Origin of the sequence: Streptomyces sp. NBC_00989 (genome assembly GCF_045162655.1) — a bacterium.
GTDB lineage: Bacteria > Actinomycetota > Actinomycetes > Streptomycetales > Streptomycetaceae > Streptomyces.
The window spans coordinates 100270-125736 of the sequence record NZ_CP108728.1 but is presented as its reverse complement, the minus strand read 5'-3'; the positions used below and the strand labels follow the sequence as shown (position 1 = coordinate 125736).

The 25467-nt window shown below is 69.2% G+C and carries 23 protein-coding genes and 1 pseudogene; 9 read left to right on the top strand and 15 right to left on the bottom strand.

The window, feature by feature from the left end; genetic code table 11:
- The first annotated feature begins 35 nt into the window (after positions 1–35).
- Both OG714_RS00650 and OG714_RS00645 read left to right on the top strand, forming a co-directional pair.
- Entirely contained in the window at positions 36–392 is a 357-nt protein-coding gene (locus OG714_RS00650; protein WP_406117751.1) for a hypothetical protein, read from the top strand.
- Between the two features lie 369 nt (positions 393–761).
- A complete protein-coding gene (locus OG714_RS00645) occupies positions 762–1472 on the top strand; it encodes a sigma factor-like helix-turn-helix DNA-binding protein (RefSeq protein WP_406117750.1) in 711 nt (236 codons plus the stop codon).
- Between the two features lie 175 nt (positions 1473–1647).
- Here the strand turns inward: OG714_RS00645 and OG714_RS00640 are convergent, their stop codons facing one another.
- From OG714_RS00640 to OG714_RS00630, 3 genes are all read right to left on the bottom strand, one after another.
- Entirely contained in the window at positions 1648–2928 is a 1281-nt protein-coding gene (locus OG714_RS00640) for an NAD(P)/FAD-dependent oxidoreductase (protein ID WP_406117749.1), read from the bottom strand.
- 207 nt (positions 2929–3135) lie between these two features.
- Positions 3136–4743: a cation acetate symporter gene (locus OG714_RS00635; protein WP_406117748.1), complete on the bottom strand. Its 1608-nt coding sequence runs from the start codon at positions 4741–4743 to the stop codon at positions 3136–3138.
- Positions 4740–5138 (bottom strand): DUF485 domain-containing protein, encoded by a 399-nt coding sequence (locus OG714_RS00630; RefSeq protein ID WP_406117747.1) that lies wholly within the window; start codon positions 5136–5138, stop codon positions 4740–4742. Before OG714_RS00630 ends, OG714_RS00635 begins: the two co-directional genes overlap by 4 nt.
- 693 nt (positions 5139–5831) lie before the next feature.
- Between OG714_RS00630 and OG714_RS00625 the strand changes: the two genes are divergently transcribed.
- Positions 5832–6041, top strand: coding sequence for a hypothetical protein (locus OG714_RS00625; protein WP_406131678.1), 210 nt, complete (start codon positions 5832–5834; stop codon positions 6039–6041).
- A 434-nt stretch (positions 6042–6475) separates the two neighbouring features.
- Here OG714_RS00625 and tnpA read toward each other — a convergent pair whose 3' ends face one another.
- Positions 6476–6904, bottom strand: coding sequence for an IS200/IS605 family transposase (tnpA, locus tag OG714_RS00620; protein WP_406131677.1), 429 nt, complete (start codon positions 6902–6904; stop codon positions 6476–6478).
- 51 nt (positions 6905–6955) lie between these two features.
- Here tnpA and OG714_RS00615 point away from each other — a divergent pair, with 51 nt between their 5' ends.
- On the top strand, positions 6956–8170 hold the full coding sequence (locus tag OG714_RS00615) for an RNA-guided endonuclease InsQ/TnpB family protein (RefSeq protein ID WP_406117746.1): 1215 nt from the start codon (positions 6956–6958) through the stop codon (positions 8168–8170).
- An 82-nt stretch (positions 8171–8252) separates the two neighbouring features.
- Here OG714_RS00615 and OG714_RS00610 read toward each other — a convergent pair whose 3' ends face one another.
- Positions 8253–8546: a hypothetical protein gene (locus OG714_RS00610; protein ID WP_406131676.1), complete on the bottom strand. Its 294-nt coding sequence runs from the start codon at positions 8544–8546 to the stop codon at positions 8253–8255.
- Between the two features lie 660 nt (positions 8547–9206).
- On the opposite strand from OG714_RS00610, the gene OG714_RS00605 reads away from it, so the two are divergent.
- Positions 9207–11195 carry a hypothetical protein gene (locus OG714_RS00605; RefSeq protein WP_406117744.1) on the top strand — a complete coding sequence of 663 codons (1989 nt, stop codon included), beginning with the start codon at positions 9207–9209 and terminating at the stop codon, positions 11193–11195.
- Between the two features lie 349 nt (positions 11196–11544).
- On the opposite strand, the gene OG714_RS00600 is transcribed toward OG714_RS00605, so the two are convergent.
- The 4 genes from OG714_RS00600 to OG714_RS00585 all read right to left on the bottom strand — a co-directional run bounded on the left by OG714_RS00600 (position 11545) and on the right by OG714_RS00585 (position 15700).
- On the bottom strand, positions 11545–12855 hold the full coding sequence (locus OG714_RS00600; RefSeq protein WP_406117743.1) for a HEAT repeat domain-containing protein: 1311 nt from the start codon (positions 12853–12855) through the stop codon (positions 11545–11547).
- A gap of 313 nt (positions 12856–13168) precedes the next feature.
- Positions 13169–13429, bottom strand: coding sequence for a hypothetical protein (locus OG714_RS00595; protein ID WP_406131674.1), 261 nt, complete (start codon positions 13427–13429; stop codon positions 13169–13171).
- Between the two features lie 97 nt (positions 13430–13526).
- Positions 13527–14726, bottom strand: coding sequence for an RNA-guided endonuclease InsQ/TnpB family protein (locus tag OG714_RS00590; protein ID WP_406117742.1), 1200 nt, complete (start codon positions 14724–14726; stop codon positions 13527–13529).
- A 245-nt stretch (positions 14727–14971) separates the two neighbouring features.
- Entirely contained in the window at positions 14972–15700 is a 729-nt protein-coding gene (locus tag OG714_RS00585; RefSeq protein WP_406117740.1) for an SDR family oxidoreductase, read from the bottom strand.
- A gap of 74 nt (positions 15701–15774) precedes the next feature.
- On the opposite strand from OG714_RS00585, the gene OG714_RS00580 reads away from it, so the two are divergent.
- Positions 15775–16152 (top strand): MerR family transcriptional regulator, encoded by a 378-nt coding sequence (locus OG714_RS00580; RefSeq protein ID WP_406117739.1) that lies wholly within the window; start codon positions 15775–15777, stop codon positions 16150–16152.
- A 67-nt stretch (positions 16153–16219) separates the two neighbouring features.
- Here OG714_RS00580 and OG714_RS00575 read toward each other — a convergent pair whose 3' ends face one another.
- A complete protein-coding gene (locus tag OG714_RS00575) occupies positions 16220–16882 on the bottom strand; it encodes a hypothetical protein (RefSeq protein ID WP_406117738.1) in 663 nt (220 codons plus the stop codon).
- A gap of 155 nt (positions 16883–17037) precedes the next feature.
- Positions 17038–17921, bottom strand: a protein-coding gene (locus tag OG714_RS00570) for an IS5 family transposase (protein WP_406117737.1) whose coding sequence is annotated in 2 segments (ribosomal slippage) — positions 17038–17574 and positions 17577–17921 — 882 coding nt in all. Because the reading frame shifts where the segments join, the coding sequence is not laid out codon by codon here.
- Positions 17922–18160: 239 nt separating this feature from the next.
- On the opposite strand from OG714_RS00570, the gene OG714_RS00565 reads away from it, so the two are divergent.
- Positions 18161–18682, top strand: coding sequence for a DinB family protein (locus tag OG714_RS00565; protein ID WP_406131673.1), 522 nt, complete (start codon positions 18161–18163; stop codon positions 18680–18682).
- A gap of 499 nt (positions 18683–19181) precedes the next feature.
- Here the strand turns inward: OG714_RS00565 and OG714_RS00560 are convergent, their stop codons facing one another.
- Together OG714_RS00560 and OG714_RS00555 are read right to left on the bottom strand one after the other, a co-directional pair.
- Positions 19182–20369 carry a polymorphic toxin-type HINT domain-containing protein gene (locus OG714_RS00560; protein ID WP_406117735.1) on the bottom strand — a complete coding sequence of 396 codons (1188 nt, stop codon included), beginning with the start codon at positions 20367–20369 and terminating at the stop codon, positions 19182–19184.
- Positions 20345–20773, bottom strand: a complete 429-nt coding sequence (locus OG714_RS00555) for a hypothetical protein (RefSeq protein ID WP_406117733.1) — start codon at positions 20771–20773, stop codon at positions 20345–20347. Before OG714_RS00555 ends, OG714_RS00560 begins: the two co-directional genes overlap by 25 nt.
- Positions 20774–21201: 428 nt before the next feature.
- On the opposite strand from OG714_RS00555, the gene OG714_RS00550 reads away from it, so the two are divergent.
- Together OG714_RS00550 and OG714_RS00545 are read left to right on the top strand one after the other, a co-directional pair.
- Positions 21202–22425, top strand: coding sequence for an AAA family ATPase (locus OG714_RS00550; RefSeq protein WP_406117732.1), 1224 nt, complete (start codon positions 21202–21204; stop codon positions 22423–22425).
- On the top strand, positions 22422–23039 hold the full coding sequence (locus OG714_RS00545; protein ID WP_406117731.1) for a DUF4276 family protein: 618 nt from the start codon (positions 22422–22424) through the stop codon (positions 23037–23039). The genes OG714_RS00550 and OG714_RS00545 overlap by 4 nt, the downstream gene beginning before the upstream one ends.
- On the opposite strand, the pseudogene OG714_RS00540 reads toward OG714_RS00545, so the two are convergent.
- Both OG714_RS00540 and OG714_RS00535 read right to left on the bottom strand, forming a co-directional pair.
- Positions 23011–23574 (bottom strand): annotated as a pseudogene (locus tag OG714_RS00540) (3'-5' exonuclease); the annotation flags it as partial. The gene OG714_RS00545 and the pseudogene OG714_RS00540 sit on opposite strands and share 29 nt — an antisense overlap.
- A gap of 273 nt (positions 23575–23847) precedes the next feature.
- On the bottom strand, positions 23848–25161 hold the full coding sequence (locus OG714_RS00535) for an MFS transporter (RefSeq protein WP_406117729.1): 1314 nt from the start codon (positions 25159–25161) through the stop codon (positions 23848–23850).
- Positions 25162–25467 lie beyond the last annotated feature (306 nt).

Sequence of the window (25467 nt, the reverse complement as noted above, 5' to 3'; positions counted from 1 at the left end):
CGGAGCAGGAGAGACCCACCGACGGAGGACAGCCGATGAGCGCCGCCCCGCCCGCCCCGCAACGGCCCGCACCCGCCGCCGAACTGGTCTCCCGGGCCTGGACCGAGGCCCTCGCCATGACCTCCGCAGACCCCCACCCCGGCCCCGGCTCAGGCCCCGGCTCTCGCTCCGGTTCTGACGGCAGGGCAGACCCCGGCTGCCCGGGGCCCGGTGAGCTGGCGGCCCACGCGCTGCGGGCCCACAGCGCACTGGCGCAGGGCCTGGGCCGGTGCATCCCGGTCACCGGCCTGAGCCCCGGCGGCGGAGGCGAAGTCCGCGCGCTCGCCGCCTTCCTCGCGGTCTACGCCGCCCACGACGAACACCCGGCGCCCACCCCCGACACGCCGTCCTGACCCCGGCCCCCGTGCGCACCCCACCCCCCGGCGCGCACGGGACACGCGGCGGCGGCCACCCCCCCCGAGGCCGCCCCGCACGGACCGCCGCGCCCGCCCGTCCCGCCCCCCCCGGCCGACGGGCGGGCGCGACGGTCCGCACCCCTCGATGCCCCTTCGATGCCCTTCGATGTCACGTGCGCCGGGACCGTCTCGTCTCGTGCACGGCAGGCGGCAGACGTGCGTGCGGCGCAGAGGACGGGAAACCGGTGCCGCCGCCGGACGCACGGCGGTGACGACGGCCCGCAGGGGGTCAGTGCTTCTCCCGCGGCGAGCACGGCGAGCAGGAGGCGGACACCGTCCGCCGTGTCCAAGAAGGGAGGGGCCCGGGTGAGCCGGACCGAAGAGTTCGAGGAACTGCGGCCGCTGCTGTTCTCGATCGCCTACCGGATCCTGGGCAACGCGAGCCGGGCCCGGGACGCCGTCGAGGAGACCCGGCTCGCCTACGAGAGTGCCCCCGCCGTGCCCGCCGCGCCCCGGGCGTTCCTGTCGGCCGAAGTCACCCGGATCGCCCGGGCCGCACAGCACCCGGCCCACGCCCCCCTCCAGGACCCGCCGCACCCGCAGCAGCAGCCGACCTCGGCCCCGGCGGCCCTGTCGCCGATGACGGCGGCAGCGGCCGTACTGCTCCTGGAACGGCTCGCCCCGCTGGAGCGCGCGGTCTTCGCCCTGCGGGAGATCTTCGGATGCGACACGGCACAGATCGCGGCGGCCGTGGGCTGCCCGCAGGCGGTGAGCCGCCGGCTCACCGCCTGCGTGACGCCGCCGGAGGGGCCCGGCGGCCCCGGCCCGTCCTGGCCCGACCGCATCACCGGCGCGGACCACGTCGCCCGGGTCCTGGCCGCGGTCGTCCCGGCCCTGCTGCGCATCGGCGTCACCATGAGGCCGCAGGACGTGGACGGCGGCCCCGGCGCTGTCTTCCACGACCGCGACGGCACGGCCCTGGGCGCCCTGGCGCTCGGCATCCTCGACGCACGGATACAGACGGTCCGCTGGGTGAGTGCCCCGAAGCACCCCGGCGGCCAGGACGCGGCAGCCTGACACCCCGGCCCGCCGCCCCGGTCCGCCGCCCGCCCCGCCCCGCCCCACTCCGGCTTGGCCTGGCCGGACAGCGCGGTGCGGCAGCCCCCGCTCCCGGGAACCGCCGCACCGTGCTGTCCGTGCCGGGACCCGCCGCACCCGCTTCTGCGGGCCCCGGTCAGGCCCCGGCGTCATGTCATACGCCGGCCGCGCCGGCCTGCGTGGCGTCGGCGACGAGGTCGTCGAGGTCGAGGTCGAACAGCCCGCCGGCCCGCCCGCTGAGCCCGGAGATCAGCTTCACGAAGTCGACCTGGGCGTCGTTCTCCTGGCCGGGGTCGTTGATCTCCTGGGCCAGGTTGAAATAGAACCCCTTGGTCTTCGAACGGTCGTAGAAGCCCTCCACGAACGTACGGATGTCGTGGAAGAAGTCCTGGTACGCGGTCGAGTACCGGTCGAGTGCCTTCTCCTCGATCCCCGGGGTCTGCAGGATCTTGTCGACGACCTTCGACAGCGTGCTGCCCGCCAGCGTCGCGAGCGCGACCCCGGTGGAGAACAGCGGGTCCACGAAGGCGGCGGCATCCCCGACCAGCACCCACCCGTTCCCGTGGAAACGCTCGTTCGTGTACGACCAGTCGCGCGCGGAACGGTAGCCGGCGGCCTGGGTCGCGTCCTTGAGGATGTCCTTCAGCTTGGTGGTCTGCGCGATCTCCGACTCGAAGAGGTCCTCCAGCGACTTGTCGCTCCCGCTGGCGACGTCCGACCGGGTCACGTAACCGACGCTGAAGACACCCTTGTCGATCGGGATGCCCCAGAACCAGCCGTCCCGGGTCCCCTCGATGAGGATGTTGCTCCACTCGTCGCCGGGCAGCCGGTGGCAGTTGTCGAAGTACGTCCACACCGCGACGTTGCGCAGCTGGTCGTTCCAGTTGACCGTGGAGAACTTCCGCCCCAGCACCCGCGCCTGTCCGGACGCGTCCACGACCAGACGGGCCCGGGCCTCGTGGGTGCCGCTCAGGCCGCGCAGGGCGTAGCGGACACCGACGACCCGGCCGTCCTCCTCCAGGGGCTCCTTCACCGTCGCGTCCTCCACGACGAACGCGCCCAGCTCCCGCGCCCGGTCCAGCAGCAGCGCGTCCAGGTCGGCACGGCGCGTGTGATAGGCGTACGGGATACGGCCGCCCGTGGTGAACGAGAAATTCCACGGAACCTCGTTGTTCCCCCACACCAGAGTCCCGCCGTATTTACGCTCGAATCCCTTGGCCTCCATGCGCTCGACCAGGCCGAGTTCCTCCATGGGCACCATCACGCCGGGAATCAGGGATTCCCCGACGTGATAACGCGGGAACCGTTCACGGTCGAGCACGAGAACACGGTGCCCGCGCTTCGCGAGAAGCCCCGCGGTGGTCGCACCGGCGGGCCCGCCGCCGATCACGATAACGTCGAAATCCTCAGTGACCCCAAAAAGAGTGGGCGACATGCGAGACCTTCCCCAGTCATGGATTCGGCCGTACCCGCGAGCCACGTGAATTCATCTCCCGCTCCCGCAGAGCACGTTCACACATCAGGGTGCGGCCGGCACACCGGCAATGTCATCGCCGAGATTGCTCAACGCGAAACACAGCGCTTCTGCAGCGGAACCCCGCCACACATGCAGGACACGCACCCCCCGGGTCCCCGGCCCGTGTCACCCGCTGCGGGGACGAGGCGGCCCGGCCAGCAGGACGGGCTCGACCGCCTCGTAACGGTTGCGTTCACGCGCCGCGGCCCTCCTGCCCGACAGCACCGTGCCGAGCACCCCGCACAGGAAACCCGCCGGCACCGACACCAGAGCGGTCGTCGTGAACGGGAACCAGTTGAAGTCGGCCTCGGGGAACGCCGACTGAGGAGAACCGGAGACGAGGTTGGTGCCGGTCATCAGGACCAGGACACTGAGGCTGCCGCCGATCAGTGTGCACAGCAGGCCGGCACGGGTGTAGCGCCGCCAGAACAGACCGAACACCAGCGCGGGCGCGATGGCCGAGGCGCCCAGACAGAACGAGACGATCGCCAGCGGCTGCAGACTGCGGTGCTGGGCCAGCACCGCCAGCGCGATCACCGGCACCCCCACCGCGAGCGCCGACAGCCGCGCCAGCCCCATCTCCCGCAACGGCGCCGTGCCCGCGCGGGCAAGGACGTCATGGGCCAGCGAATTCGCGCACGCCAGCGTCATGCTCGCCACCGACGCCAGCAGCGTCAGGAAGATCGCCGTGGTGACCGTGGTGAACAACAGCCCCTCCGCACGGGAGAGATCCGCCCCGAACGCGGCACGCGCCCCCAGCAGATACGCCGTGTTGCCCCGCGGATCCGCCGCCGCGACCTCCTTGCCCCCGATCAACGCGGTCGCCCCCACCGCCACGACGGTCATCACCGCCATGAACAGCGCGACCGCCGACACCGCCCAGGACATCGCACGCCGCACCTGACGCGTACTGCCCGCCGTGTACATCCGCATCGTGACGTGCGGCAGACAGGCACCGCCCAGCACGATCGCGCACTGCGTGCTCACCATGTCCAGGGCCGGATGCTCCCCGCCCGCGAACTGCAGGCCGTAACGCAGGTAGCCCGGCCCGGCACCGCTGTTCTGCGCGGCGCTCTGGAACAGGGTCTGCGGGCTCCAGCCGAAGGTGTGCAGGATGAGCGCGGCGACGACGAGCCCGGAACCGAGGAGGATCACCGTCTTCAGGATCTGGATCAGCGCGGTCCCGCGCATCCCCCCGATCGCCGCGTACGTGATCATCAGCGCGCCGGCCCCGACGACGCAGCCGGTGCGCATCGAACTGTCGTCGAAGCCGAGGACGAACGCCAACAGCTGCCCCACACCGGCCAGTTGCACCACCATCATGGGCACCAGCGCCGCCAGCGTGACCACACACGCCGTGATCCGCACCGCCCGCCCCGGCATCCGCCGCCCGAGCACGTCCCCCATCGTGAACCGGCCCGTGTGATGCAGCGGCTCCGCCAGCAGGAACATCAGCAGCAGCAGCGAGAGCAGCGTGCTCAGCGCCAGCACCACACCGTCGTAACCGCACAGCGCGATGATCCCGCCCACCGTCAGGACGGTGGCCGCCGAGATGTAGTCACCGGCGATGGCCAGCCCGTTGCGCAGCGGCGACAGGAACCGGTAGCCGGTGTAGAACTCGTCCAGGTCCTCCCGGTCGGGACCGGTGATCACACACAGCAGCAGCGTCAGCGTCACCACACTGCAGAACGCCACGAGCGACCAGGACTGCGCGGCGCCCTCGAAATCCGTCACGGCCGCCACTGCCCCTCACGGCCCTGACGCCGCACCCGGCGGGCGAGCGGATCCACGAACCGGCGCGCGGTGACCTCGTAGAAGACCACCGCCAGCCACGTCACCGGCAACTGCACCAGCGCCAGGAACAACCCGAACGGCAGCCCGCCCGGAGCAGGACGCGCCATCAGGGAGGGCACCTCCACGGTCAGCGCCAGAAAGACCGCGAAATAACCGAGCGCGGCGAACGCGGCCACCCGCCGCTGCCACCGGCACGCCCGCCGCAACAGCCGCAGATCCCGGTGCGGCCCGGTCCACGGACGGACCCGGCCCGTGGCCCACCCAGGCGCAACAGCGGAAGCATGCCGTCCGGCCCGATGCGGCAGCGGACGTAACTCGGAGCTGTCGGAAGACATCCCAAGATCTCCTAGAGGGTCGTGGGCCCCACAAGGCACGGACCGCAAAACCGCGGGGAAACGGCCCGGTCACCGCACGCTATGCGCCTCCCGCACCCGCCGCAGCACTTCCGGCGAACTCCCTGATGAACACCAGTACGACGCCCTGACCTCGGATGTTGCAGGTGAGGAGGAGGTGACGGGGGACCACGGCAGTGCCCTGTGGGCCCTGGACACGTCGAATCGGCCGGCACACCGGCGGCCGGTCCGTAACGCTTGTTCCCCAGCCGGCCGGGCCTGTCCGGTGCCGGTGTGCCGGATGACGACCGTTGCCCGACTGCCGGGCAGACACGCGGTGGCGACGGCTGTCTCGCCAGTGACGACGCGGGATCCGTTTCGACGCCAACGGCCGTGAGGGACCTCGTGTGTTTCCCACTTCGATGCCCAGCCGACCCTCATGCGGATGTCAGCTGTCCTCATTGATCGCAGTCTTGATCCGTTGACATAGCGCGAGGAAAAGCGGCGGCATCCTCTAAGAATGCCCAGTGCATCGGCGTGAGACGTCGCACCGGATACGGCTGGAGGTCAACGACGCAGATTCGGCCGACCTGTACGCCCTTTGCTGCCATTCCTGACCGACTGTGTCACTTCCTCACCGGTCGTTGACTACACCTGAATGAAGGGCATCTCTGCGTGGGGGAGAAGGTGCTGTTCGTGCTGACGATCAATGTGGCGGTGCTGCTGGCGGTCATCATCTTCTTCCGGCTGCGCCGCCGGACTCAGGCACGCAGCCGCAATGACGAACTGCTGACCGTGCTCATCGTCCTGGCCTTCGGCGTGCTCATCGCCCCGACAACGTTCGGGCAGGGAGTCGCCCACACCATGGGACAGATCGCCGACGGCATTACCCAGTCGGGCCATTGAGGGACGTGGCCTCCGGCATGATCTCGCTGTCGGGATGTTCGGCGGACGAACGAGCACGCACCGACACCAGATCCTTGCCCCCTTCACCCAGCCTCGTCGTCATCACCGAGCGGGAGCCTCCGAGAACGCCGCACACGAAGAGGCCGGTCCAGGGCTACTCGGACCGGCCGTGTCGTAGCGAGGCTCGTCACAACGACTGCGCCCTCATGCTCAACTCCCGCAGGGTGGCCTTGTCCAGGAGCGGTCCTTTTCCGATCAGCGGGTGGCGGGCTGGCGTGGGCTGATCGGTTTGGTGCTGGTGGGTGGTGGCGCTTCAGGCGGATGCTCCATCCCTTGATCTTCGCAGGGAATCCCGGCCTTCAGGCCGGGCGGGAATGCGATCCTTCGTCCGGAGGCGCGAAGCGCCGGACTTCTCTGCGCTTTCGTTCTGACGGTCAGACAGGCCGCTTCTGGTTATCGATGTAGTCCTTGACGATGCTCAGTGGTGCGCCGCCGCAGGATCCCGCGAAGTAGGACGGGGACCAGAAGACGGACCCGGTGCCGATCCGGTTGATCCGGCCGGTGTACTCCGCGCGCAGGTAGCGGGAGCTGACGCCTTTGAGGCTGTTGACGAGCTTGGACAGGGTGATCTTCGGCGGGTAGTGCACGAGCAGGTGGACGTGATCGCCTTCGCCGTTGAACTCGCGCAACTCGGCCTCGAAGGACTGGCACACGTCCCGCATGATCTCTTCGCAGCGTGTCAGCATGTCGTCGTTGAAGACCTCGCGCCGGTACTTCGTGACAAACACCAAGTGTGCGTGGAGGTTGTAGATGACGTGGTTTCCACGTCTGATATCGGGATCTGGTTCCCAGCGCGGTGATATACGCCAAGTTTAGTAGGATCGAGCGAACTCGACCGGAGGGGGTGGGCTGAGATGATCCGTGCGTACAAGTTCCTCCTGCGGCCCACCGTCCGTCAGGCCCAGGCACTGGCCGAGATGCTGCGGGATCACTGCTGCCTCTACAACGGGGCCTTGCAGGAGCGGCGTGACGCCTATCGCCACAGCTCGAAGACGAGCGTCAGGTACGGGATGCAGTCCGGGCAGCTCAAGGAGATCCGGGCGTTCGACCCGGAGCGTCAAGGGCGGTGGTCGTTCTCCTCGCAGCAGGCGACGCTGCGTCGCCTGGACAAGGCGATGCAGGCGTTCTTCCGCCGTGTCAAGTCCGGTGAGACGCCCGGCTACCCGCGCTTTCGCGGGGTGAACTGGTTCGACACGGTCGATTTCCCGAAGGACGGCGACGGCTGCCGGTGGGACTCCATCCCGCACGACCCCGTTAGCCGTGTCCGCTTCCAGGGCGTCGGCCACGTCAGGGTCAACCAGCACCGCGCCGTGGCCGGCCGGGTCAAGACCGTGTCGGTCAAGCGCGAGGGCCGTAAGTGGTTCGTCGTGTTGACCGCCGAACAGGAACAGCCGGAGCCGCTGCCCGCGACCGCCAGCGTGGTCGGGATCGACCTGGGCATCGCGAACTTCCTCGCCGACTCGAACGGCGACTTCGTCCCCAACCCGCGCCACGGGCGCAAGGCCGCCGCGAAACTCGAAGCCGCACAGCAGGCCCTCTCCCGGTTCCCGCGCCGCCAGGCCAAGGACCGCACAGCCAACCACCAGCGCGCCGTGGACAAGGTTGCCCAGCTCCACGGCAAGGTGCGGCGCCAGCGCCTCGACCACGCACACAAGACCGCCCTCGGCCTGGTCCGCGCACACGGCTTCATCGCGCACGAAGACCTCAAGATCCGCAACATGAGCAAGGCCCCCGCACCCAAGCCCGACCCCGACCAGGCGGGCGCCTTCCTGCCGAACGGGGCCGTGGCGAAGGCCGGGCTCAACAAGTCGATCCACGATGCCGGTTGGGGGGTGTTCCTGACGATCCTGCATGCCAAGGCTGAAAGCGCCGGACGGGAAGTGATCGCCGTGGACCCCCGCAACACCTCCCGCACCTGCCCCGAATGCGGGCACACCGCCAAGGAGAACCGGCCCACACAGGAAAAGTTCCACTGCGTGGCCTGCGGCCACACCGCGCACGCCGACACAGTCGGAGCCACCAACGTTCTACGGGCCGGGCTGGTCCGTCGCAACGCCAACCCGGCATAGCGAGAAGCCCCCGGCTGCAGCCGGGGGAGGAGTCACGCAGCAGGTCCCTGCCGGGGCAGCCGGACACAAGCCGGCACTCGCTTCACGCGGCGCCGCTGACCCCGGGGGTGATGAAACGCCGGTGCAGCGGGCAGAACTCGCTCTCGGGCTCGCCGGTGATCCCTGCCTTCTCGACCGCAGGGAACAGCCGTGCGGCGAAGAAAGCCTGGAAGGCCTGCTCCGACTCCCAGACATCGGTCACGTTGAGTCCCTGGCCGTCGAACCACGCCACATGGACCTGAGCGCCCTCAGGCGCGGTCTCCTCCCAGCCCGCGGCATCCCGCACGGTGTCGTACTGCTCGGGGGTCACACCCGCCCAGCGCATGACCATCACCACAGCCAATTCCCGCTCCTTGCTCGTGTCGTCTACGACCGGCCCTCACGCCGGCCAACGCCCGACCACCTGCACCCGCACAACTGCGGCCGCCGGTCGCGGTGGCTCAGGCATCGTCCCGCGGGACACGCCCCCGGCGAAGAGCGCACAGAGGTGCGGCACAGCAGCGGTTCACTCTTCACGCCCGGCAGACAACGGCCTGACTGCCCGCACGGACATCTCGTTCCGCGGCAGGGAACAGCACCCCCAACGAACGCCCGGAGACCTGAGCTGCCGGTGAGCGACCGGACAGCAGGCGAGCTGACGACGGATGGCCTCGGCGGTGCGCAGTCCTGTCACCCCTGGCGGGGAAAGATGTCGCCGGCCGGACGATGACCGACGTAGACAGGGCGGCACCCGGGGCGGCCTGCACCACGTCCGCCACCCGCTGGAAGAACTCTCGCTGAGTCCTGCCCCCCCCGCGGTGCCGAGACTGCGATCAGGCCGGCAGGCCCAGGCCACGCAACAGTTCGCCGACACGGACGGTCTGCTTGCTCACGGCGTGTGAACCGCGCGACCGGGCGGAACACCGTCGCACACCCCGCAGGCGGTGACCGGCCCGGGATTCACTCGTTTGACGCAACGACACATCGCCACGTCCCCTCCCGGAAAGCGTCCTGCTCCATGCAACTTCGCTCGCTCCGGCGCCACACCGGGGGCGTCAGGTCCCGGGTCCGGCAGACCGAATCCGTCCTCGTCGAGCAGTACGGCGACCTCGTCCGCCTGGCACATCTCGTCCTTCCCGCCTCACTCGGCCGGCACCGGCGGGTACTCCTGGCGCACTCCCTCGTCCAGCGGACGCTGCGCCGCGCGGGAACGGCACCCACCGCACCCACCGCACCCGCCGTCCCCCTGCCGCGCCGGGAGTCCCGCGGCGGGGACACCGTCGAGCGCCGCCTCCTGGTGGAAGTGCTGCGCGCCGCGCTGACCTACGGGCGGCGTCCGCGGATGTGGCCCGCACGCTTCGTCCACCCGGGCGCTCTGCGGCCCCGGCTGCCCATGGTCTGGGGGCTGCGGCTGTTCCCGCGTTCGGGAGGAGCGGACGAACTCGCCCTGGCACAGCGGCTGTCCGCAGCCCCCGCCGCGGCCCGCGCAGCCTTCCTGCTGCGTACCGTCCACGGCCTGCCCCCCGACACCGTCCACGCCCTGCTGGAGTCGGCGGACGCGCCGGATGCGGCCGCCGCCCTGCGCACCGCAGGCCTCCTGGAGGAGGACGCGCGCAGGCCACCTGCCACCCTGCTCGCGTCACAGGAGTTCGACGCCTGCGCCCTCCAGGCCGGCCCCACCGATCTGCTGCGCCGCACCCGGCGAACCCGCCTGGTCCTGGGGACGGCCGCGATCGGACTCGTGACGGTGGTGACCCTGGTCGTGGCCGCCGGCGGCACGGCGCACCGGACGGGCACCCAGGCACCCGCGTCACACGGCACACCGGGGCCGGCCGACCTGGTGCGCACGGCCGCCGGAGTGTGGGACAACACCTCGCGGGTCGACTTCACCGCATGGCCGGCCCGCGGCTCCCGCGTCCACGACCAGCACCTCCTCGACCGCGCCCTGTCCGCATGGACGCGCCCGCAGGCCCGCACCCACCTCCACCTCGCCCCCGCCACGACCGCGAGCCCACCGGCGACCGCACCGCAACTGCTGTACGCCGGGGACGTCGGCGACCGCGCCGTGGTGCTGCTCTACGACGGAGCGCGTCTCGCCCGCTACAGCGAGACCCGCTCCGCGGCGCGGGACACGCAGCTCAGCATCGCCCGCGCCGACGACGCGGACGTCACCACGGCGGCGGCCCTCACCCTCACCCCGGCAGGCAGCACCGCCCGCTACCTGCTGGCCCCCTGGATCGCCGAGACACAGACCCGCGACCTGCTGCGCCCCGATGTCCCCGCCCGCGCGCTGCACGTCTCCAAGGACGGCGTCACGGACCCGGTCGCGACCGGGCCCGCGACAGGGGACTGCGACAGCCGGCCGGTCCTGCAACTGCGTTCCTCGCAACGCATCGCCGAACACCACGCGTTCCTGCTCGCCCCCCTGGGCGACCTGTCCCCGGTCCACCTCACCTACACCCCCCTGCCCGGACACGGCACACCACCCGCCCGCCAGCCCCGCGAGGCCACCGGCCCCCAGGCCCTGCTGGCCTGGGCCCACCAGGCCTGCTCCCTGCAACTGCTGCACGACACCGGCGTACGCGCCGTCAACACCTGGGACTTCGCCGAACAGGACCTGCCCGACGGCGGCGGCCACGCCGTGTGGACCTGCGCCCGCGCCGACACCTGGCGCGGACCCGGCGACGTGACGGTCTCCTTCCGCACGAGCACATACGCACCCGGCGCACCGGCCCGGACCATCACCCGGGCCCGCGCGACCGCGGCCTGCAGCCGGTTCGGCCAGCACGTCGTGGCCGCCGACGGCTGGCGCTCCCCGAACGGCCACTGGTACGCACTGGCCGCCGGCAGCCGCGCCGTCACACGCCTCACGGTGAGCGGAGACGTGACGGCCACGCAGCGAACCCGCACCCTCGCCGTACCCGCCCCCCACAACCCACGCATCACCGTCCGGGCCCGCCTCGCCACCGGCGAAGAGCTGAACGCCGTCGGCACTCCCGGAACGTGAAGGAAGAAGACCTCTGGCTCACGCCGGCGGGGGACCGGCCGCCCGTCAGCTCTTGCATGATCAACACCAGCCGCATTGCGACCAACCGGGCGAGCACCACGCGGGCGGAGCTCCTGTCCCTGGTCGGCAACGGCCATTTCGGCGAACTCGTCGGCTTCCGGTCGCCGGCGACAGCAGAGCAGTCTCGCTCCGGAGGCGTGTCGTTGCTCGCGGGCCGGCGCTTCTGCCCCACCGCGAACGAGACGTCCGCGAAGGCCACGTTGTGTTTGAGAACAAGGGCTGCCGGTGTTCTCAAACCAGCTGGCTCCTTTGCAGGTCAGCGAACCACAGCCTGCACGACAGGAGATCGTCACTCGCCGTCCGGGTTGTCCTTGCGCCACCTCCACCGCCAGAACTCGTCGACCCGATGGTCGTGTTCGAAGCCGGCACCGAGTGGCCCCACCCGTTCGATCGCCTCGGCGGTGCGCGGGTCGTCCCGCCGGGCGAGACCGTAGGCGGCCTCCAGACGCACGAGTTGGTTGTCCTCACCGAGCAACGCGGCCAGGGCGTCGGCAACGGCGGGCGTACGGTCCGGGGAACCGGCCAGCGCCGCCACGGCCTCACCCCGCACACCGGCATCCGGTGCCTCGGCCAGCAACAGCAGCGCCCGGGTGATCTCCGGGAGGAGGTCGCCGTCCCGCATGCTCGCCTCGCATGCCCTGAGCCGCACTCCGGCGTCCGGGTCGCGCAGGAGGGTGCGCAGGGCGGCCCTGGCCGCGGGCGTGCGGGTCGCGCAGAGGGCGTAAGGCACTTCGCGGCGTACACGCGGGTCGGGATGGCCGGCATGCCGAAGGCCGATGGCCTCCTGACCCGGATGGGCACGGTTGGTGAAGGCGTCGAGCACCTTCGCGAGCATCTCGCCGTCCGTTTCCTCGGCCGCCCACGCGGCCAGGACTTCGCCCTCCTCCTTCTCGTAGTAGGGACTGGTATCGAGGAACCCCCGCATCCGCAGGTAATCCACTACGAACCGGCGATGCGCCCGCTCCGGGTCGTGACGATGGGCCACCACAGCGGACCAGGTCTCGAAGCTGCGGCGCTCGGTGAGGATCCAGCAGACCGTGGACCAGCCCACATGCTCCTCGTCCGGCTGCTCCACAGCACGGGCGATCAGTTCGTCGACGGGGGTCAGAACACGGAAGGCCCACTCCAGCGCGGTCAGGATGGCACCGTGCCCAGCCCGCACGACGAGGCCGCCGAGCGTGACCTGATCGACCCAGTCGTACTCGCCGTCCTGAACCCGGACCGTCACGGCCGGACCCGGTGCGCCCGTCCTGCGCCGCAGCTCCTCGGCCGCGCCCGTCTCGTACCAGCTCCGGGCCGACGCGAGCAACCGTTCCCGGGCAGCCTCCGCAAGCCGCAGCCGGGGCTCCTTGCCCAGCACCGCCGAGAAGAGCGCCGGGGAACCGCCGTCGACGGCGCACCCCAGCGGCGTGGTCCCGTCCGGCAGCACCCGGTCAGGGTCCGCCCCGCCCTCCACCAACGCCTCGGCGACCTGCTCGTCGTACGCCGTCACCGCCACACACAGCACCGGCAGCCCGTTCGCGTCCACCGCATCCGGATCCGCACCCCTGCTCAGCAGATCCCGAACCGCCTCGGCATCCCCCGCCCGAACCGCCGACACGAGCCGACCCTCGAGTCCGACCTCGCCCATGATCCCGCCCCCCCGTTCCCAATGACACCGCCAGCCCGCCCGGCAGAGCGCGCATCTCGCCGGGGAAGCACGGTCGAGCTGCGCCGCCAGCTGTCCGCGGCCTCCACCCCGCTCGCAGCACCGCCCCACCACCGGCTACGAGAACTTCCCCGCGAAGGGCAACTCACCTGAGCCCCCGCCGCATCGCATTCTCAAACTATCTGGCAGCCCCGCGGAAAAGCCTGCCACCTGCCGGCTCGAATGCGATGGGACACCCACGTCACAGGCTCTACGGTCGCGCCAGTCAGCCCGAACCGCTGAGTACACGAAGATCGAGGAGACCTTCCAGGCCGGCAAGGGCCTCGCCGGCCTGGAAGAGCACCAGGTCCGCCGCCACACCCCCTGGCTGCGCTGGGTCACCCTCTCGGCGCTCGCCCACGCCTTCCTGGCCGTCATCCGCGCCGACGAGCACCCCGCCCCCACCGAACTCATCGCTCTCACCGGCAACGAAATACAGCGACCATTCGCCCTGCCCGCCGCATCCCCGAACCACCAACGCGACCATCGCCTGCACTGGTCCCTATGACGTCGTCGACACCAGGCCCGCGCCCGCGACTGCCACTACCGCCGACGCGAGGCCACAACTTGACTTCCTCCCCTGCCTAAAGGCGGGGGATTCCAGCGGTCGCCCGCTGGGGTTCCTGTTTCACCGACGACTGCCCCGTCCGGGAGGACTCCCGTTGAGGTCTTACACCGTCTCCACAGGCTGCTGCCGCCAGCCCGGCGGCCAGGATGTTGCGTGCCGCGTTCACGTCGCGGTCATGCACGGCGCCGCAGTGCTCGCACGTCCACTCACGGACGTTCAGCGACAGTTTCCCGCGCACCGTGCCGCAGCTTCCGCACAGCTTCGAGCTGGGGAAGAAGCGGTCGATCACGACGAGTTCACGCCCGTACCAGGCACACTTGTACTCCAGCATGAAGCGCAGGTCCGTCCAGGCCGCGTCCGAGATGGCGCGCGCGAGCGTGCCGTTCTTCAGCAGGTTGCGGACGGTCAGGTCCTCGATCACGACCACTTGGTTCTCGTGGACGATGCGCGAGGTCAGTTTGTGCAGGAAGTCGCGGCGCCGGTCAGCGATCCGCGCATGCACGCGGGCCACCTTGCGGCGGGCCTTCTCCCGGTTCGCAGAGCCCTTCGCCTTGCGCGACAGCTCCCGCTGCGCGCCGGCCAGACGGGCGCGATCCCGCCGCTCGTGCTTCGGATTGGCGATCTTCTCCCCGGTGGACAGGGTCACCAGGGAGGTGATCCCGGCGTCCAGGCCGACCGCTGTGTTCATGGCGGGGGCCGGGGCGATGGTGTCCTCGCACAGCAGGGACACGAACCAGCGACCCGCCGCGTCGCGGGACACGCTCACCGTGGTCGGCTCCGCACCTTCAGGCAGGGGGCGCGACCAGCGGATGTCCAAAGGCTCCGCCATCTTGGCCAGCGTGAGCAGTCCTTCGCACCAGGTGAAGGCGCTGCGGGTGTACTCGGCCGACGCACGGGACTTGTAGCGCGGATACTTCGCACGCTTGGCAAAGAAGTGGGCGAACGCCGCCTGAAGATGACGCAGCGCCTGCTGGAGCGGAACCGAGGACACCTCCGCCAGGAAGGCCAGTTCCTCGGTCTTCTTCCACTGGGTGAGCGCGGCGGACGACTGCACGTAGGAGATCCGGCGCTGCTCCCCGTACCAGGCCCGGGTGCGCTCCTCCAGCGCCTTGTTGTACACCAAGCGGACACAGCCGAACGTGCGCGACAGCTCCGCCGCCTGCTCGTCCGTGGGGTAGAAGCGGTATTTGAACGCCCGCTTAACCTGCTCCGCCATACCTCACCCTCTATCAACTCCCGTGTGAGAGGCGGGTATCGGACGGTCGGCGGTGGGCGCCGGTCCGCCCCGGCGGCGAACCGACTCCTCCTGCCCTGCTCCGCAGGAGCTTCGTTTCCTCCCCGGCCTGAAGGCCGGGGTATCCACGAAGGAAGGCCCCGATGAAGATCCACGACTGCGGATGGAGTGTTAATTGACTGAGCTCAGAAGCAACCGACCGAAGTCAGTGCGGCCCGAGGGCCCCCTCATCCCGCCGTTAGCGCCGCCAGGGCGCGGTCCATCGCGTCGTTGAATTCTTCCGGCGTCAGCGGCAGACGGGACTTGATGTCCCGACTCCACTGGTCGGCGAGGACCTCGGCGAAGCCTGCCTCGACACCGTCGAGCGCCGCGTCGGCCAGGTCCGACGGCGCGATCTTGGCCACGGGCCAGCCCGCCGCCATGTCGGTGTCGGCCAGGCCGAGGTGCACCGCTGTCACGAGCGTGCCCTGCTCGGAGAGTTCCAGGCGGACGCCGTTGGTCATGGCCCAGGCGGCGGCCTTGGTCAGGTGGTAGGTATTGGCGCCCCTGACCCCGAACCATGACATGGCGGAGAGGACGTTGACGATCGCGCCCCCGCCGTTTTTGGCGAGCGTCGGCGCGAACTCCCGGATCATTCCCAGGTGGCCGAACATGTTGGTCTCCAGCTCGTGCCGTACCGCGTCCAGCGAACCGGTCACCAGGTCGGTCCCCGTCTGGATCCCCGCGTTGTTGATGAGCAGCGAGACGTCCGGGGCGGCCTCGGCTGCGGCCCTCACGGATGCGGGATCGGCGATGTCGAGGGGCAGCACGTCGACCCCGGGCAGGTCCACGGTCTCGGGCCGGCGAGCCGTCGCGTAGACCTTGCGGGCGCCCCGTTCGAGCAGACGCTGGGCGAAGGCGCGGCCCAGGCCGCGGTTGGCTCCGGTGACAAGGGCAACTGAGTTGTTGATGTCCATGCCCGGTACGCTAAAACCTGACGCTGACGTCAGAGGCAAGTGCTGGTCATCAGGGCCGGGGGAGAGGAATCACCATGACCGTTACGCAGGCCGCGGTCGAGCGGTTGATCCGCATCGGCGAGGTGGCGCGGGGTGCCGGCGTCTCGGTACGCGCCGTGCGCTACTACGAGCAGCAGGGGCTGCTCGTCGCGGAGCGCAGCCCATCCGGCCAGCGTCTCTACCGGCAGGATGCCGTCGCCCTGGTCCGTTTCTTCCAGCAGATGTTCGCCGCCGGCCTGACCAGCCGAGGGATCATGGCACTCCTTCCGTGCTGGGACTCCGGGCACACCGACGCCGGGCAACGAGCCATGCTGCGCACCGAGCGGGACCGCATCCAGGCCAAGATCGACGACATGCAGGCTGCCCTGGACCGCCTCGACAAGGTCATCGCAATCACGGACACGCACCCGTAGGCGCGGTCGGTCGGACGTCGCACCAGCGATCTACGGCTGGAGTACTAGGGCGTGTTTCAGAAGTGGATCAAGCATCGTGGTCGGTTGGGCGGGGTGTCTCGTCTGTCCAGCCTCGAGGTAAGGCCAGTCGGCCTGACCGATGTGCCTCGCGCTGTTCGGTGACCCATCGCTCGACCTGGTTCACGGATGTCGCGAGCGACTGGCCGGTGGTGTCGATCAGGTGGGTGCGCCATCGCGGGTCCTCGGCGGTCCACGTGGTCCACCGGCGCCAGACCATCTCCGGCCAGCTCCCGTCGATGATGACGTCAGGCCGGAAGCGCGGGTCGCGGGCGTGCCCGCGGTGCCATGCGGCCCAGCCGCAGAAGGCGTCGGTGGCGGCCTGATCCCATCGGCCGCCGTCGCGTGCGGCGAGTCGGTGTCGCCGGTCCTGGTCGGCGACGTCGATCAGGCAGACTGCGGTCCCGTTCAGCAACGGGGCCGAGGGGGCGGCCAGGACCTCGCCCAGTGGCGAGTTCCCGGACAGCAGCAGGTCCATTCCACGGTCCTGGTACTCCAGCGCGCGCCGTACCCACATCTCGGTCATGTGATTGCGCCAGTGGGGAGGGATAGGAGGGTCCGGGACACCGACTTCGTCGAACTCGTGCACCACGACCCCGTCCAGCCGGTCGGCGAGGGCGAAGGCGAGCGTGGTCTTGCCCGCGCCGCTGGATCCGGTCAGCTTGAGCAACATCTGGCCAGGGTGACAGCCCGCAAAGGCTTTCTCGACTGGTTTGTGGGGCCTCCACCGGCTCTCGGCTTTCGCCGGATTCCTACAGCCACTCGTTGATGGCGGCGACCAGTACGGTCGCTTCGTAACGGACGGCAAGTTTGATGCCCCTATGGATGTCAACCGGCGGGGGCTGGTGCGGGAGATCGCCTCCGCGATGTGAGTAGGGCTTGGTAGATCTCGCGGGCGACGTATCTCGTGGCGACCGCGCGGTGTCTTTTAAGGCGATTGATGCCGCACTCCACCGCGTGGCGTTCTTTGTAGTCAACCGGGTCGAACTTCGGCGGACGGCCGCCGCGAGAACCGTGCTTCTTGCGGTTGGCGATCTGATCGCGCTTCTCCGGGATGGTGCAGCGGATCCCTCGTCGGCGCAGGTAGGCGCGATTCGCACGGGAGCCGTAGGCCTTGTCGGCGCGGACCTTGTCCGGCCGGGTGCGAGGCCGGCCGGACCCGGACCGGGGTACGCGGATGCGGCCGAGGACGACCTGGAACTGCGGGGAGTCTCCGCGCTGCCCGGCCGTGATCACCAGCGACATCGGTTTCTGGGCCTGCTCGACCGCCAGGTGCAGCTTGGTGGTCAGACCGCCCCGGGAGCGTCCGAGCCCGTGGTCGTCGGGCTCGATGGCAACCCCGCCGGGCGGCTCGACCTGGAGATCCCCCTTTTGCGAGCGCCAGCCGCGTGCTGGTGGGCACGGGCGACGGTGGAGTCTACTGAGACGTCCCAGGTGATCAGGCCCTCAGCATCGGCCCGGGCCTGGAGCTGTTCGAGGATGCGGTGCCAGGTGCCGTCGCGCTGCCAGCGGCGGAACAGCCCGTACACCGTCTCCCACGGCCCGTACCGTTCGGGTAGGTCCCGCCACGGTATGCCGGTACGGGTGCGGAACCGTATCCCGTTGATCAGCTGCCGCTTGGTGTGCACCGGCGGGCGTCCGGACTTGATGCCCCTCGGCAACAGCGGCTCCAGTACCACCCACTGGATTTCTGTCAGATCTCCCCGAGCCACGAGACGTGATCATCGCACAACCTTGATCCACTTCTGAAACACGCCCTAGTACTCCAGTACGGTTTCGTGATTCATGGCTGGAGGGTGCGGCAAGTCGTCACGGCGACGCGTCCTTGGAGCGGCAGATGTTGTCGGGTGCTGCGCACATCCACGCTTGCGTTGGCCTGCCGTTGATCGTGTGTCCCGGATTTCGGAGAACTCCCTGCATGACCGCCGGAGTTGGGGAATCCTGGCTGCTCATGACCGAAAATACGAGCGAAACAGCTCCGGATAATGAGGTCAGGGCGCTTCTTCGGGTCTTGACCGGGCAGCGTCGCCACGTTCTCGGCATCCTTGACGGGCTCGACGCCGAAGTTCTGCGACGGCCGGTGCTGCCATCCGGATGGCACTGCCTGGGGCTGGTCCAACACCTCACGCTCGACGTTGAGCGTTTCTGGTTCCGTGCGGTTGTCGCCGGGGACGAGGAGATCATCCGCGGCCTGACGAGCGGCGACGAAGCTTGGAACGTGGCTCCGGAAGCGCGGGCCGTCGACGTGCTCGACGGATATCGGCAGGAGGCAGAGCTCTCCGACGTCATCATCGCCACCACCTCTGCCGACGCCGTCCTGGCCTGGTGGCCTCACGACCTGTTCGGCGAACCACACCTACACACCCTGCGCGACGTCCTGTTGCACGTCATCACCGAGACTGCATGCCACGCCGGCCACCTCGATGCGGCACGAGAGCTCATCGACGGCCGGCGCTGGTTGGTCCTGACCTAGCACTGCGGTCCAGCTTCATGACCTCGTGTCAGGGTCGGCCGGGAACGAGCACGACCACCGCGTGATCATCGGGGGTTGTGTGGACTCCTGAAGATCGTGCGGTGGCTGCGGGCCACGGCGTAGACCCTGCCCGTTGGCGGGCGATGTTCGACCAGGTCATGGCCCGGATCGCGGGCCGGTTCGGGCGAGTTGAGCCCCGGGCCGTGGCCCGCGCCTACCTGCATGGCCAACCAAGCGGCGACGTTGCCGCCGTCTACCGCTTCGACCACGTGGTGTGCAGTACGCAGGGAACCACCGGCGCGAGTTCCACCCCCAATGAAGTCGAGGGCTATTACCTGCGCGTACGGCAACGGGGCCGGGCCGCGGAGGTGAGCGGCCTCCTGGTCCTGGTGGCTGGATTCGCTGCGCAGAGCGACGGTGTCGGCAGCGGCGGGGCCGCCTGCGCCGACAGCGCCAGCGGCGATCGCGGCACGCAGGACCCCTCGCCTGCTTGTCGTTGTCACTGGTCGAGCTGCTCCTCGATGAGGCTGGCGGCAAGGGCGACGGCCTTATTCACCTCGCTAGTGACAAGCAGGATGTTGTTCTCGGCAACGGGATAGGCGGACACGCCGAACTCGCCGGCGGCAGCGCCGATGACAGGGAACCGTTCGCCCCCGCGCATCTGGAAGTCGTCTGTCCGGGAGAAGGTGAGCATGGTGGTCGACAGCTCTGGATACAGCGTGCTCAGCAGCGGATGCCTGTGGGCGGCCTGCAGCAGGGTCCACATCGCCGGCGTGTAGAGGTCCGAGCCGGAGTGTGGGGGGCGGAACTCCTGCAGCAGGCGCGTCCATGCCGATTCCGGACTGCGAGAGTCACTCAGCATGGCGCGTCTCCGTTCACGAAGGTCGTGATGGCCCGGGCAGCCGCGTTCCCGCAGATGTAGCGCAGCTCCATCGCCGTGACCACGCGTGGCTACGTAACTCTCTCCGCCGGTCAGCATTTCGTCGACCCTTGTGATGCCGTGCATGTTGAAGGTCATGCGTCCACTGCGGCTGACAACGACGTCGATCATGTCTCGGACCATGGGCTCGGTCATGACGCCCCCGATGGGGACGTTGAACATGGCGTCGGTGTAGGTGATCGCTGCGACGCTTCGAGCGAACTCGTCCAGAAGCCCCTGCTGGCCACCATGGATGCTTCTCAGACCCAGGGCGAGGTGGGGCCCGCAGCCAGGCTGAGCGTTGTGGACCAGGTCACCTTGGCCAGTGCCCACATAGTAGGTGTGGAGATCGTCGACGGTGAGGTTGTAGACCGGGGTCTGCTTGGTGTGGTGACGGATGGCAGTGATCTGTACCCGAGTGCCGCTGCTGGTTTGCAGCCATTGACCGGCCGTCAGGTTGCCTGCTTCGACCCACTGATGGAGTGCGGGAACCCAGAAGGGGTGGCCGTTAGTGGCGGTGACGGCGCCTGTCTTGGTCCCGGTGGCAGAGGTGGCCTGGCGAGAGGTCGGCCGGGCCATGGATTTTCGTTTCCCGCACACGATCGCCACGCACGACGTCAGCCCCCGTTGACCGTCGTGTGATCCCGACGATCGCTGGACTTTCCGCGACTGCTCAGGGTCTACGAGCCGCCAGTGGTGTTCGAGGAGCAGGAACCGCAGCCGAGTCAGTTGCAAGCCCTGCTTCAAGGGCGTGCCGGTTTCTTCCATGCACGTGCGCCGGCCCGTCGCATCAGTGCTTCTGTGGCCTTGTCGGCCAGCAAAGGGTGTACGAGCCGGACGTATCTGGCTTGCCCCGACAGTGATTTTCTGAGTTGGGTGAGGTTGCGGGCGCTGTAGGAGATTTTTCCGTGGACCTCGATGACCCCGGCCGTCAGTGCCAGCTGCTCCACGTTCACGGTGAAGTCGACAGTTTCTGTTTCGGTGCCGACGACGCAGTCCACATAGCCCTCTCTGATGTCGAGTTCGACGCTGTACTCGACGCCGCCGGCTGTGTACGTCGACACCGGTAGGACGTTCTCCGTCTCGACCGGACCGGCCAGACGCAGAGAACCTGCCGTCTCTGCGTAAGCCGCTCGTACTTCTTCGAAGAAGATCTTTGACGATGGGGCCATGCGGTCCTCCTCTGCCTCTGCAGTCTTCCGCCGGCCTAGGGCGGGTCGGGTCTCGTCAGCGGGTGCTGCTATTGCTCGGTGCACGTCACATGCGCGGCGTCTTGCCCTCACCCTGGTGCGCGGCCTTCAGTCCCGTCGACCGGGCTGTTGCTCGGAACGTCCGCAGTCATCCGGATAGGGTGACGGATTGTGGATCACAGCAGGCAACGTACGGTGAGCAGCACGTACCTCACACGCTTCACCCAAGCAGTGCCCCCGGCAACGCCCAAAGCCCGCGCCGGTGACATCAGGCGACCGGAGGCTGCTTTGACGAGCCGTATTGCCTCAAGCCGTCAGAAGCGGTTTTCTGCCGCGGGCACCGTGAGAACGTCACTGCCTGCCGCGGTTTCGTACCGGAGTCCGCAACCCGTCCCGACCAGGGCACTGTCATGACCGTCGAACACCAGCCCCCCTCCGAGTTCCTCACTCGGCTGCAGATCGGGAACTACCGCTCCATCGGAGGCTGCGACGTACGCCTTGGCCCTCTGACCGTCCTGGCCGGCCCGAACGCCGCAGGCAAGTCGAACTTCCTCGACGCTCTGAGGTTCGTCCGCGATGCTGTGCGAACCTCGCCTGCACGTGCACTCGAACCACGCGGCGGCCTCGATGAAGTCCTGCACCGCGACGGAGCCGGCCGGCAGGCACAGTCCTTCCGCATTCACATGGAAGTCCGTGCACACGACGGCCGCACCCCCTTCGATGCCGCCTACACAGTGGAGATCGGCACCGACCCGCAGCGTGACCCCTCCCTGCCGGTGGTGCGCAAGGACGAACTCGTCATCAACGGAACTCTGGTCGGCGAGCCGTTCCCCCCCGACCCGTCCGGGGACGAGCCTGTCTTCCGGGACGACTTCCTTTTGCCGATCCGTCTCAGTCGCGGCAACCGTGAGGCGCGTGCACTCGTCCGCTCCCTGGGCCGTATGCGCTTCTACGAGTTCCTGACGCCGGCCCTGCGGGACGTCGACGACACCTCGAGCAGTACGAGCGGACAACTGCTCGGCGAGCGAGGAAGCCATCTGGCCCGAGTGCTCACCAAGATGAGCAAGCAGTATCCCTGGGCCAAGGAGGCCGTGGACGGCTACCTCTCCACCATGATCGACAACGCCGTCGCGGTGGACGGCGTCGAGGTATCCGAAGCCAGCCTCGCCTATGTCGTCGGCCGCTTCCTCCAGGCGGACGGACACGAAACCAGGGTCGACCGCCGGTCGCTGTCGGAGGGGACCCTCCGCCTCACTGCGGTCCTGGCCGCGCTGTTCCAGCCGCTGGCGCTGGAGGGCAACATCCCGCTCGTCGGGATCGAAGAACCAGAGATCTCTTTGCACCCCCCGATGCTCGGCGCCCTCTACGACGCCCTGGTAGCCGCCTCCCGCAATACCCAGGTGATCGTCACTACACAGAGCGCGGACCTCCTGGACAACGCGGCCGCCGATCCCGACCATCTGCTGATCGTCCGGGACGCCGGAACAGGAACCGTGATCGGGCCGATCGACGGCTCAGGGCGCCGCCTCCTCGCCGACGGCGTGCTGACCCTGCCGGAACTCCTGCGCAGTGGAGAGATGCGTCCTGCAACCGCTTCGGGACCAGGGCAGCGGGAAGAGGGCGAGCAGCGGTGAACAGCCCCTACCCGGTCATCGCCTCGATCGTCGAGGGACACGGGGAAGAGAGAGCCCTGCACGGGCTGCTGAACCGCCTTGTCCCTCACCTGCTGCCCGGCATGTACGCAGACATCCAGCGTCCTCACCGCCTCCCCCGGGACCGGATGCTCAAAAAGAACCACCTCGAGCACACCCTGACCATCGTCATGACGCGTTCCCCCCGGCCGACCGGGGTCCTGGCTCTGCTGGACTCGGACGACGACTGCCCCGTCGAGCTGGCCCGGACCCTGCATGAGCACGCACAAGCCACTCACCACAACGTCCCGCTGGTCGCAGTCGCGGCAGTCCGTGAATTCGAAGCCTGGTTCCTCGCCGGCGCGGCCAGCCTGGCCGGCCGCGCCGGACTGCCGCACGACCTCCAGCCGCCACCGCGTCCAGAGAGCATCCGGGGCGCCAAGGAGTGGCTCTCACGGCAGATGCCACCGGGCGCGACGTACCAGGAGACCGCACACCAGCCGTCCTTCGCAGCACAGTTCGACCTGGACACCGCGCGCGCCGCAGCGCCCTCCTTCGACAAATTCTGCCGTGACGTGAAATTCCTCGTCACCGGAGAACGCGAACGACACGACTGACCTCGCCAGACGGGTGGGTGGTGATCCATGAGAGGCCGCCGAGGTCGAGGTGCTGTTGGGCGCGAGTGACGGCGACGTAGGCGAGGCGGGCGTCGGTGTCGTTGACGGGTTCCGGGACGGGGCGTCCCCGGTCGTCGTGCTGGTCGGTGTCTTTGGGCGGTGGGAAGTCGTTGCCGATTTGGACGGTGGGCCATTCGCGGCCTTTGGCGGTGTGGGCGGTGGAGACGGTCACATCGGCGTGGGCCTCGTCGGTGAGTTGGTCGACGGCGTTGAGGATGGCGTCGGGGCCGTGGGTGTCGACGAGGTCGACGAAGGGCCGCAGGTCACGACCGGCGGGGTCGTAGAGGGCGTAGTCCTGGACTTCGCCCCAGGAGGGGAAGAGGACGAGTTCGGGGCAGGTGGTGCGGCGCCGGTCTTTGAGGTCGCGGGCGGCGAGGGCCAGCGCGGCGAGCTGCTGTCCTCCTCGGGCGAGGGCGAGGGCGACGCGGTGGCCGGTAGTGAGCAGGCGCATGACTTCGGCCAGGGCGCCGATGTCGCGGTCGCTGGCCGCCATCCCTTCGGCACCGGCAGCACCGAGGCCGTTGCCTTCCGCGTACTCAACGGTGAGCCGGAGTCCCGGACCACTCATCACCCAAGCGGGGACGCACTCGGCCACCTGGGAGGGAGCTGAGGAGAACCTGCTTGACGTAATGATTGCGTCACTTCCATGATCGGGAGTTACATCGAAGACCGTACAGACCCGGACCGCGGAACGCGGGTGGCCACCGGCGGATCGGTAGCCACCCGCGTGACCCGCGAGGCGCTCGAGCTACGCCTTGAAGACGCCCCGGTTGCAGCGCAGCGCCGCCACGACGACGGCGATCATGACCGCCGTGATGACGGCCGTCCCTACGGCCGAGTCGGTGGCGGCGAAGATGCCACCGAAGCCGGCTACGCCCAGCGCCGCACCCACCGCGAGGGCCGTCTCCTGGAGGGCCGCGGCGCGCGCGATGTCTTTCGGCGGGACGCTGCCCAGCAGGTAGGCGTCGCCGGAGGCCATGGAGACGCCGACGCCTAGGCCGATCAGGAAGCTGGCGGGCCACAGGCCGACGAAGGCGGCCACGATGAGGCCGACGGCGCAGGTGGCCAGGCTGACCTGGAGCATGCGCACTGCGGTAAAGCGGGCCTGGAGCTTGTGGAACGCGAACCCGCCGAGGGAGACCCACAGGGCCAGGACCGAAACCGGCAGGATCGACAGGAGCGAGTCGGCCTCCGCGCTGAACAGGAAGACCGATCCCGTGTAGCTGGCGGAACTCACGACGAGCGCGAGGGAAGGCGCGCCGAGCCGGGAGAAGCTGAGCATCCGTACGTCGATAAGCGGGTCGAGCGAGCGGAGCTGCCGCGTGCAGAAGACCGCCAGGACCAGGCAGCCCGCGACCGTCGCGAGGAGGCGCCCGAACGCGGCACCATGGCTCTGCAGTCCGGCCACGAAGAGTCCGAAGCCCACGAAGGCGAGGGCGGAAGAGGCGACGTCGACCCTGGTCGATGAGGCCTGTCCCAGGGTGATGCCGCGCAGCAGCGCGGTGGCGAGCACTCCGCACACCAGGGCGACGGCGGCGGGCAGCCAGAAGAGCATCGTGTAGGCGTCCATGCCGACGAACGCCCGGCCGATCAGGGGTCCTGTACCGGCTCCGATGGCGTATGTGGTGATCCACAGGGAGTAGCCGAGGGTGCGCTCCGACGTCTCGGGCAGTCCGCCGATGACCGAGGCGACGCTGGAGACGATCAGCGCGTAGCCGAAGCCTTGGATGAACCGGCTCGCCGTCCACGTCGTCGCCGAGTCCAGCAGTGCGGGACTCGCCCCCGCGAGGGCGAAGACGAAGAGGCCGGTCGCCAGCGTCACGCCGGGACCCAGGCGTGCGCCCAGACGCGAGCCGAGGACGACGCTGGAGGCGAGGGCGATCGTGTACCCGTCGATGAACCACAGGCGCCATGAGTCGGTCAGGACCGGCAGGTCGTAGGCGATGGAGTTGAACAGCGTGGAGTCCACACCGCCCAGGAACATGGGGACCAGCAGCAGCGGGAAGAGGACCTTCTTCGACACGCCGGTGGACCGTGCTGGGGCAAGGACAGTTCCGGTCATGGCAGACCTCGTCTCAGTTGGCTTTCTTCGGCGAGCGCAGCAGGAGGAGGACTTTTGCGACGACGCCCGGCAGGACTGCTAAATCCGCCGTCGGTCTTCTCTCTCCGAGCCCGGTGGGACCTGTGTGCGCCGCGCGGTGGGCCGCAGGGCACTCAGGGCTGGTTTTCGAGGGCGCCATGAGGTCTCCGAGTCGAGGATGAACCACCTGAGACGGTTCTACCAGTCTGTGATTCTTAAGTCAACCGGCCAAGCCGGTTCCACGCTCCTGCCTGGGGCGCCGCGCGAGTATTGCGTCGGAGGCCGACC

Excerpts from the sequence above, each read along its gene's own strand:
- OG714_RS00650 (WP_406117751.1), top strand. The coding sequence starts at position 36 with ATGAGCGCCGCCCCGCCCGCCCCGCAACGGCCCGCACCCGCCGCCGAA.
- OG714_RS00640 (WP_406117749.1), bottom strand. The coding sequence starts at position 2,928 with ATGTCGCCCACTCTTTTTGGGGTCACTGAGGATTTCGACGTTATCGTG.
- OG714_RS00630 (WP_406117747.1), bottom strand. The coding sequence starts at position 5,138 with ATGTCTTCCGACAGCTCCGAGTTACGTCCGCTGCCGCATCGGGCCGGA.
- OG714_RS00615 (WP_406117746.1), top strand. The coding sequence starts at position 6,956 with ATGATCCGTGCGTACAAGTTCCTCCTGCGGCCCACCGTCCGTCAGGCC.
- OG714_RS00605 (WP_406117744.1), top strand. The coding sequence starts at position 9,207 with ATGCAACTTCGCTCGCTCCGGCGCCACACCGGGGGCGTCAGGTCCCGG.
- OG714_RS00595 (WP_406131674.1), bottom strand. The coding sequence starts at position 13,429 with ATGGTCGCGTTGGTGGTTCGGGGATGCGGCGGGCAGGGCGAATGGTCG.
- OG714_RS00590 (WP_406117742.1), bottom strand. The coding sequence starts at position 14,726 with ATGGCGGAGCAGGTTAAGCGGGCGTTCAAATACCGCTTCTACCCCACG.
- OG714_RS00585 (WP_406117740.1), bottom strand. The coding sequence starts at position 15,700 with ATGGACATCAACAACTCAGTTGCCCTTGTCACCGGAGCCAACCGCGGC.
- OG714_RS00580 (WP_406117739.1), top strand. The coding sequence starts at position 15,775 with ATGACCGTTACGCAGGCCGCGGTCGAGCGGTTGATCCGCATCGGCGAG.
- OG714_RS00575 (WP_406117738.1), bottom strand. The coding sequence starts at position 16,882 with ATGTTGCTCAAGCTGACCGGATCCAGCGGCGCGGGCAAGACCACGCTC.
- OG714_RS00565 (WP_406131673.1), top strand. The coding sequence starts at position 18,161 with ATGACCGAAAATACGAGCGAAACAGCTCCGGATAATGAGGTCAGGGCG.
- OG714_RS00560 (WP_406117735.1), bottom strand. The coding sequence starts at position 20,369 with ATGGAAGAAACCGGCACGCCCTTGAAGCAGGGCTTGCAACTGACTCGG.
- OG714_RS00555 (WP_406117733.1), bottom strand. The coding sequence starts at position 20,773 with ATGGCCCCATCGTCAAAGATCTTCTTCGAAGAAGTACGAGCGGCTTAC.
- OG714_RS00550 (WP_406117732.1), top strand. The coding sequence starts at position 21,202 with ATGACCGTCGAACACCAGCCCCCCTCCGAGTTCCTCACTCGGCTGCAG.
- OG714_RS00535 (WP_406117729.1), bottom strand. The coding sequence starts at position 25,161 with ATGACCGGAACTGTCCTTGCCCCAGCACGGTCCACCGGCGTGTCGAAG.